Annotated in this window: 10 protein-coding genes and 1 rRNA gene; 1 reads left to right on the top strand and 10 read right to left on the bottom strand. The window is 35.0% G+C overall.

Annotated elements, in window-relative coordinates; translation table 11 throughout:
* Window positions 1-150: 150 nt before the first annotated feature.
* On the top strand, window positions 151-435 hold the full coding sequence (locus ACUXEY_RS25890) for an AbrB/MazE/SpoVT family DNA-binding domain-containing protein (protein WP_000843036.1): 285 nt from the start codon (window positions 151-153) through the stop codon (window positions 433-435).
* Window positions 436-455: 20 nt separating this feature from the next.
* Here the strand turns inward: ACUXEY_RS25890 and rsmI are convergent, their stop codons facing one another.
* From rsmI to rrf, 10 genes are all read right to left on the bottom strand, one after another.
* Window positions 456-1,331 (bottom strand): 16S rRNA (cytidine(1402)-2'-O)-methyltransferase, encoded by an 876-nt coding sequence (rsmI, locus tag ACUXEY_RS25895; RefSeq protein ID WP_048552623.1) that lies wholly within the window; start codon window positions 1,329-1,331, stop codon window positions 456-458.
* A complete protein-coding gene (locus ACUXEY_RS25900) occupies window positions 1,300-1,590 on the bottom strand; it encodes a GIY-YIG nuclease family protein (RefSeq protein WP_461301897.1) in 291 nt (96 codons plus the stop codon). The genes rsmI and ACUXEY_RS25900 overlap by 32 nt, the downstream gene beginning before the upstream one ends.
* Window positions 1,577-2,317: a tRNA1(Val) (adenine(37)-N6)-methyltransferase gene (locus tag ACUXEY_RS25905; protein WP_001055351.1), complete on the bottom strand. Its 741-nt coding sequence runs from the start codon at window positions 2,315-2,317 to the stop codon at window positions 1,577-1,579. Before ACUXEY_RS25905 ends, ACUXEY_RS25900 begins: the two co-directional genes overlap by 14 nt.
* A gap of 120 nt (window positions 2,318-2,437) precedes the next feature.
* The gene (yabA, locus tag ACUXEY_RS25910; protein WP_000412056.1) at window positions 2,438-2,788 is read right to left on the bottom strand and encodes a DNA replication initiation control protein YabA; all 351 of its coding nucleotides are present in this window, start codon (window positions 2,786-2,788) and stop codon (window positions 2,438-2,440) included.
* Window positions 2,789-2,802: 14 nt separating this feature from the next.
* Window positions 2,803-3,630, bottom strand: a complete 828-nt coding sequence (locus ACUXEY_RS25915) for a PSP1 domain-containing protein (protein ID WP_000272429.1) — start codon at window positions 3,628-3,630, stop codon at window positions 2,803-2,805.
* Window positions 3,631-3,635: 5 nt separating this feature from the next.
* Window positions 3,636-4,619: a DNA polymerase III subunit delta' gene (gene holB, locus ACUXEY_RS25920; protein ID WP_000169570.1), complete on the bottom strand. Its 984-nt coding sequence runs from the start codon at window positions 4,617-4,619 to the stop codon at window positions 3,636-3,638.
* A gap of 36 nt (window positions 4,620-4,655) precedes the next feature.
* Window positions 4,656-5,282: a dTMP kinase gene (tmk, locus tag ACUXEY_RS25925; RefSeq protein WP_429602139.1), complete on the bottom strand. Its 627-nt coding sequence runs from the start codon at window positions 5,280-5,282 to the stop codon at window positions 4,656-4,658.
* Between the two features lies 1 nt (window position 5,283).
* A complete protein-coding gene (locus ACUXEY_RS25930) occupies window positions 5,284-6,705 on the bottom strand; it encodes an aminotransferase class I/II-fold pyridoxal phosphate-dependent enzyme (protein ID WP_429602140.1) in 1,422 nt (473 codons plus the stop codon).
* Between the two features lie 72 nt (window positions 6,706-6,777).
* The gene (locus ACUXEY_RS25935) at window positions 6,778-6,957 is read right to left on the bottom strand and encodes a sigma factor G inhibitor Gin (protein ID WP_000842028.1); all 180 of its coding nucleotides are present in this window, start codon (window positions 6,955-6,957) and stop codon (window positions 6,778-6,780) included.
* Between the two features lie 191 nt (window positions 6,958-7,148).
* A 5S ribosomal RNA gene (gene rrf, locus ACUXEY_RS25940) occupies window positions 7,149-7,236 on the bottom strand; the annotation flags it as partial.

The following is a 7,236-nucleotide window of genomic DNA, read 5'->3' on the forward strand; positions in this document are numbered from 1 at the left end:
TATAAATCTTTTTAAAAAATATAGAATTAAAGAATTGACGGAAATGTAAATGATTGGTATCATATGTCCATAGGGTATTTTGTCGAAAAATGACGAATCTAGAAAATAGACTCGAAACTTATAAACTATTTCTTTAGGAGGAAAAGAATTATGAAATCTACTGGTATTGTTCGTAAAGTTGATGAATTAGGTCGTGTAGTAATTCCAATCGAATTACGCCGTACTTTAGGTATTGCAGAAAAGGATGCTCTTGAAATCTACGTTGATGACGAGAAAATCATCTTAAAAAAATATAAGCCAAACATGACTTGCCAAGTAACTGGTGAAGTATCTGATGGCAACCTATCTTTAGCTGAAGGTAAAATTATCTTAAGCAAAGAAGGCGCTGAGCAAATCTTAAACGAACTTCAAGATTATATCGAAACAGCAAAATAAGCTTCTCAATTATGAGAAGCTTATTTTTTATCGACATGATAGATTTGATATACATCGCGTTTCGACAAATCTCGATCTTTCGCGACTGTTTTTATCGCCTCTTTTGAATTCATCCCTTTTTCGTTTATATAATGTTCAATATGATCATATACTGAAATAGATTCCCACCATTGTTCTTCTGGAGCAGGTTCTTCTGTTGAACCAGCTACTAAAATACAAAACTCACCACGAACTTCATTTTGTTTCGTCCACTCAATCGCTTCTTCGACTGTTCCTCGAATAAATTCCTCGAATTTTTTCGTTAACTCTCGACATAATACAATTTCTCTATTTCCCAACACTTCTTGCATCGAGATTAAAGTATCATCCAGACGGTGAGGCGCTTCATAAAACATCATTGTAGTTTGTACATAACGAAGCTTCTCTAACTCCATTTTTCTTTCTTTCTTATTTCTTTGTAAAAATCCATAGAAATAAAATTGTTTTGTTTCAAGACCTGATGCAATTAATGCTGTAAGGGCTGCATTTGCCCCAGGAAGCGGGATTACATGATACTGTTCCGTTACAGCCTCTACAACAATATCGTAACCTGGATCGGAAATACACGGCATACCAGCATCACTAACAAGTGCTACAGTCTTTCCTTCGTCTAGCTTCTCTAATATTTTCTTTCCACTTACTTCCTTATTATGCTCGTGGTAACTCATCACAGGCGTCTCAATTTCAAAATAATTACAAAGTTTTTTCGTTTGTCTCGTATCTTCAGCAGCAATTAAATCAGCTTCTTTTAAAATTCGAATTGCACGAAATGTCATATCTTCTAAATTTCCAATAGGAGTTGGTACTAAATATAAAACTCCCTTTTCATTTTGTTGAAAGCTTTTTTGTTGCCACATAGCGTTCTCCTTTTTGCATATATTCTTCTTTTTGTTTTCTATTTAATTGCTTAAAATAATACTCTGCTTGCATAGCTGTACGTTTATCTTCATGAAATTCTACGTAGTTTAAAACAACAGGAAGTCTAGCACGCGTATACTTAGCCCCTTTTCCGCCATTATGGGTCTCAATTCGCTTCTCTATATGATTTGTATATCCAGCATAATAACTTCCATCAGAGCACTCTACTACATAAAAACAATGCTTATTCTTCTCCATATAAAATAGAACGAATCTCCTTTGTATATTCATTATTTTCTTCATATACAAAAAGAGGTGGCAATATTTTCAGATCGGCATTTCCGTCCTTAATTCCTTCAATTAACAATGTATTCGCTTCTTTTCCTGCCTTAGGATAAACAAATCGGACACGCTTTGGTTCAATTTTGTATTTACGCATTAATGTAACAATGTCTAGTAAACGACCTGGGCGATGTACAAATGCTACTTTCCCGCCTTGCTTTACTAGCTGACTACTTGCAGATACAACATCCTCTAATGTACACATAATTTCATGACGGGCTATCGCTAAATGTTCATTCATATTTTTTTCAGAAGTTGCAGGTGTTTGGAAATAAGGCGGATTACATGTGACAACATCATATTGATGACGTCCAAGTTTCTCCGGCATATCTTTCAAATCCCCATGTATTAAGTGAATTCTTTCTTCCAACTTATTATATTGAACACTTCTTATTCCCATATCATATAAGCGTTCTTGAATTTCCACGCCAGTAATATTCCCTTTCGTTCTTGTACTTAATAGAAGGGGCACAACCGCATTACCTGTACACAAATCAAGTAAATTACCTTTTTGAATTGGTACCCAGGCAAAATCTGCAAGTAAAACAGCATCTAACGAAAAGTTAAATACTGATGGGCTTTGTATAATCTTTAAATCTTGTGCTAATAAGTAATCTAAACGTTCATCTTCATATAAATTCATATGTTACTCCTTTTCTTACACTTAACCTACCCTATTTCATCTTCAACTAATAAAAAACATATTTCATTCTACTCTCATGTATAAAAAATTACCTTTCCAATTATCATTGGAAAGGTAATTTCACTTTTTATTTAAAAATGACAGGCAGAATAAACAATCTCCCTCTTTACGTACACTTCCATAATGCAGATTACAAATATGAAAACCTTCTTGATATAGTCTTGCTAAATTATCGTAGCCTTCACCAATATCTGTCTTCGGCTTCACTTCTTTACGTTTTTGAGTTTTTTGTTTTTCTTTAATCTGCACTTCTTCAAAGCGGTGTCGCAAATTTTCATTTTCCATTTTTATATGTTGGTTTTCTTCTAACAACTCTGCAAGATGTTGTTTTAATTCGCCCAACTGTTTGTATAAATGTCCAATTTGCTCTTCCATACTAGAAACCGATGCAAAAATATCTTTTTTCTCCACAAGCACCCACCTCATTAATCTGTGGTTTGACTCGAAACGACCCCTTTATTCACTAACTCATCTAACGTATATTCTACTATCCGTTCCTTGTCTACTAGTTCCACTTGAATTAATCTTTCTAAAATATTTAATCCGATAACACGGCCAGTACCATGCGGGGTTTGTATACGTTGATCTAAATCAGGAAGTTGTTCCTTTGCTGCCTCATATTCATCGTTCTCATATTTTAAGCAACACATTAAGCGACCACATAAACCAGAGATTTTTGCAGGATTTAATGATAAATTTTGATCCTTTGCCATCTTAATGGATACAGGTTCAAAATCTCCTAAAAAAGTAGAACAACAAAGCATACGACCACATGGACCAATACCACCAAGCATCTTCGCTTCATCACGAACACCAATTTGTCTTAGTTCAATTCTTGTCCTAAAAATTGCCGCTAAGTCCTTCACTAGTTCACGGAAATCAATCCGACCATCCGCAGTAAAGTAGAAAATAATCTTATTGCGATCGAACGTATACTCTACATCTACAAGTTTCATATCAAGATTATGTTCTACTACCTTTTGCTGACAAACTTGATATGCTTCTTTTGCAGCATGTTTGTTCTCTTCAACAATGGTACGATCATTTTCATTTGCAATACGAATAACCTTTTTTAGCGGTAATACAACGTCGTTTTCATCAACTTGCTTTTTGGTAATAACTACTTTTCCGTATTCAATACCTCTTACCGTTTCTACAATTACAAACTCATTTTCAGAGATATCGAACTGATTCGGATCAAAGTAATACACCTTTCCGGCCTTCTTAAAGCGAACACCTACTACATCATACAAAACGGTCATCCCTCCTGCAACCGCAACACTAACTGTTCGAACACAAGCTGCGCATTTACATTAGCGTTGATTCTATTTTTTGCCTCTAATATATTAAAGAGAGCTGATACAATGCGCTTCTGAGCGTAGGAGAAAGATTCAAACATCTCTTTCTGCTCATGAAAAACAAGACGATCTTCTTCTCCAAGTTGAACATATAATAAATCCTTATAAATAAGGAGTAACATATCTAAACCTTGCTGTAATTGCTCTTTCTCTCCAAAGTGTTTTCCCCATTTTTCTTGTACAAAAAAAATAGAGGCTTTATCTTTTTCGAGCGCTTCACATAATTTTATCACTAAAGCTCGTGCTTGTGCAAACCATTCATCACTACATAAAGCTAAAGCTTCATCAAAACTATTCGTGAGTTGTGCAGCAAGTGTCGATAAAGACGCCGTAATACCTTCATCCTGTAATCTTCTAATTAAAGATTCCGTAGGTAAAGGTCTAAATGTAACAACTTGACAGCGAGATAAAATCGTATTTAAAATTTGATGACTTTGTTCAGTAAGTAAAATAGCTGTTGTATCACTACTTGGTTCTTCTAAAAATTTCAAAAGTGTATTCGCCGCATTTGCTGTCATACGGTCTGCGTGCTCAATAATATATACTTTTTTATTTGCTTCTAATCCTGTTTTTGAAAACTCTTCTTGTAAATCATGAATTTGCTGCTTCTTAATAGATAATCCGTCTGGTTTTACAATATGTAAGTTCGGGTGGTTGCCTGAATCAATTCGCTTACAATTTGTACATACATGACAAGGCTCTACCCCATTCCGCTGAGAACAGAGGAAACTCTTTGCCATTTGAATCGCAGTCGCAAACTTTCCTGTACCTTTCCCTCCCTCTAACAAGTAAGCGTGGGATATACGCTCTTTTGCAATGCTATTCATCAACATTTTTACACCGATGGGTTGTATAGCAGAAAGCTGCTCCCACGTCTTCGTCATAATGCATACCTCACTTATTTCAATTCTTTCCTTCTATTATAACAATTTATCTTCTATAACCTGAATAACTTCTTCTATAAGTTTTTCCATTGGCTGATCGGCATTTACTAATACAATACGATCTGAGAAACGTTCTACAACTTGTAAATACCCTTCACGCACACGTTTATGGAAAGAGATATCTTCCATATCTAGTCGATTCACTTCACGTCCTCCATCTTTTGCAATTCGAGCTAAGCCAACTTCTGGCTCAATATCTAAGTAAATTGTTAAACTAGGCATACAGTCTTCTGTTGCAAAGCGATTTATTTCAAATACTTTATCCATACCTAATCCTCTTGCATATCCTTGATACGCTAAAGAGCTATCTATAAAACGATCACATAATACAAGGTAATCCTCGTTAAGTGCCGGCATAACCTTTTCTACTAAATGCTGTCTACGTGCTGCAGCATATAACAACGCCTCTGTACGTGCTTCCATCATCGTATACTCTTTTTTATGTAAAATCGTTCTAATATCCTCAGAAATTGCAATACCACCCGGTTCTCTCGTCGCCATTACCTTTTTTTCTTTTTGTTCAAAGTATGGCAATAAACTTTGAATTAACGTTGTCTTCCCCGAACCTTCTGGACCTTCAATTGTTACAAATAATCCCTTCATCCTAAAACCTACTTTCTATATCATACACTTTCATATATTTCGTGTTGCCTTGAAAACGAGCGCCCGCTTTCTCTAAATACATAATTTGCTCTTTATGTTCTGAAGTAATTCTTTCCCCATACATAATCAATGGAATGCCAGGTGGATACGGAATTACCATTTCCGCTGCTATCATCCCAACTGCTTCTTCTACAGATACTACTTTCGTTTCATATCCTTCCAGTTGTTTATATGTATACGGTAAAGGAGAAATTTCTCCTTTATAAGTATAACGAATAGATTCCTTCTTGTCTTTCACCTCATAAGATTGCAATGCCACACGGATCATCTCTATAGCCTTCATATACTCCTTATTTACTTGCAAAGGCAAAATAAATAAGACATTATATGGATCTGCCATTTCTGTATATATACCGACCCTTTCAAATACAGACTGTAATTCGTAGCCCGATAACTGGCAACGTGTCTGTACGGTAACCTTTAACTCGTCTTGTAATGGATATTGTAAAATAGATATTTGTGGAACAGAACTCAACTCTTCTTTAAATCCCCGTAAAAACTCGACAATCTCATCATGTCCCTTTTCTTTTATACGCGCTATTGTAAAGCGTGCAATATCAAGAGAAGTCATAATTGGATACGATGGACTACTAGATTGTAGCATACTTAAATAAGTAGAAACTTTTTCTTCTCTCACTAAGCGACTATTTATATGTAAATAGGAACCCATCGTCATCGCGGGTAATGTTTTATGAGCAGAATGAACTACAATATCTGCCCCATATGCTAACGCTGACTTTGGAAATGCCCCGCCTAAACAAAAATGAGCTCCATGTGCTTCATCTACTAACACAGGAATTTTATGTGCATGTGCATAAGCGATGCTTGCCTCTAAATCTATCCCCATACCATAATAATTAGGATGTGTTAAAATGAGTGCTTTCGCATTTGGATATTTTTCAATTGCTTTCTTAATAATTTCATCATGAATTCCCACCGGTACATTATAAGATTCATCAATCCATGGATCTAAAAAAATAGGATTTGCTCCTGCTAGTTTTAAACCATTAATAATTGATTTATGACAGTTTCTTTGTACAAGAACAATATCATGTTCCCCGCAGCAAGACAAAATCATTGCTAAGTTCCCGACTGTTGAACCATTAATTAAAAAATAACTTTTTTCCACTCCATATACATCAGCTAATAATTGTTGTGCCTCATCTATACATTCAAATGGACTATGTAAATCATCTAACCCTGACAACTCAGTCACATCGATAGATAATATATCTTTAAACTCCCCTACTGCCTCCTGAGGGAAGTTTAAACCATTTTTATGACCTGGAACATGAAAGGATAACGGCCCTCTTTCTTTAAACTCTATTAACGCCTCATATAAAGGTATGCGATTTTGATTCATCTATATCTCTTCCTTATTATTTCATTCTTTCTCTATTATACAGAACAAAAAAAATAATAGGCATATGCCTATTTAAAAATATGATACTTCTAATTTCCGAAGCTGTTTTAAATAATATATATACTTCGGATCATTTGTCTCCGTATTTACCATGTCCTTTTCACATTCATAACATATTAAATTATTATAAACATATATTCCTTCTTTTCTTTCTGTCTCACAAACAATACAAACTTCGTTTTGTGACTTCATATCCTTCCCTCCCTATTTAAATGGACATATTTCATACTTCTATTCCTTAACAATTTACAGAAAAATATACATCAATTTCTTATATAATATGATTCATCCTTGGGCAACGTGTTTGTATTATCCTTACTTCTTTTTACATACTGTTTAAAAAACACAAAAAAACACAAGTCAAAAGACTTGTGTTTTTAGTTGCTTGGCGACGTCCTACTCTCACAGGGACAAGGTCCCAACTACCATCGGCGCTAAAGAGCTTAACTTCCGTGTTCGGTATGGGAACGG

This window comes from Bacillus sp. F9_6S_D1_P_5 (genome assembly GCF_054823925.1).

Coding starts and splice junctions, on each gene's coding strand:
- ACUXEY_RS25890 (WP_000843036.1), top strand. CDS start 151: ATGAAATCTACTGGTATTGTTCGTAAAGTTGATGAATTAGGTCGTGTA.
- ACUXEY_RS25930 (WP_429602140.1), bottom strand. CDS start 6,705: ATGAATCAAAATCGCATACCTTTATATGAGGCGTTAATAGAGTTTAAA.
- holB (WP_000169570.1), bottom strand. CDS start 4,619: ATGACGAAGACGTGGGAGCAGCTTTCTGCTATACAACCCATCGGTGTA.
- rsmI (WP_048552623.1), bottom strand. CDS start 1,331: ATGTGGCAACAAAAAAGCTTTCAACAAAATGAAAAGGGAGTTTTATAT.
- ACUXEY_RS25905 (WP_001055351.1), bottom strand. CDS start 2,317: ATGAATTTATATGAAGATGAACGTTTAGATTACTTATTAGCACAAGAT.
- ACUXEY_RS25935 (WP_000842028.1), bottom strand. CDS start 6,957: ATGAAGTCACAAAACGAAGTTTGTATTGTTTGTGAGACAGAAAGAAAA.
- tmk (WP_429602139.1), bottom strand. CDS start 5,282: ATGAAGGGATTATTTGTAACAATTGAAGGTCCAGAAGGTTCGGGGAAG.
- ACUXEY_RS25900 (WP_461301897.1), bottom strand. CDS start 1,590: ATGGAGAAGAATAAGCATTGTTTTTATGTAGTAGAGTGCTCTGATGGA.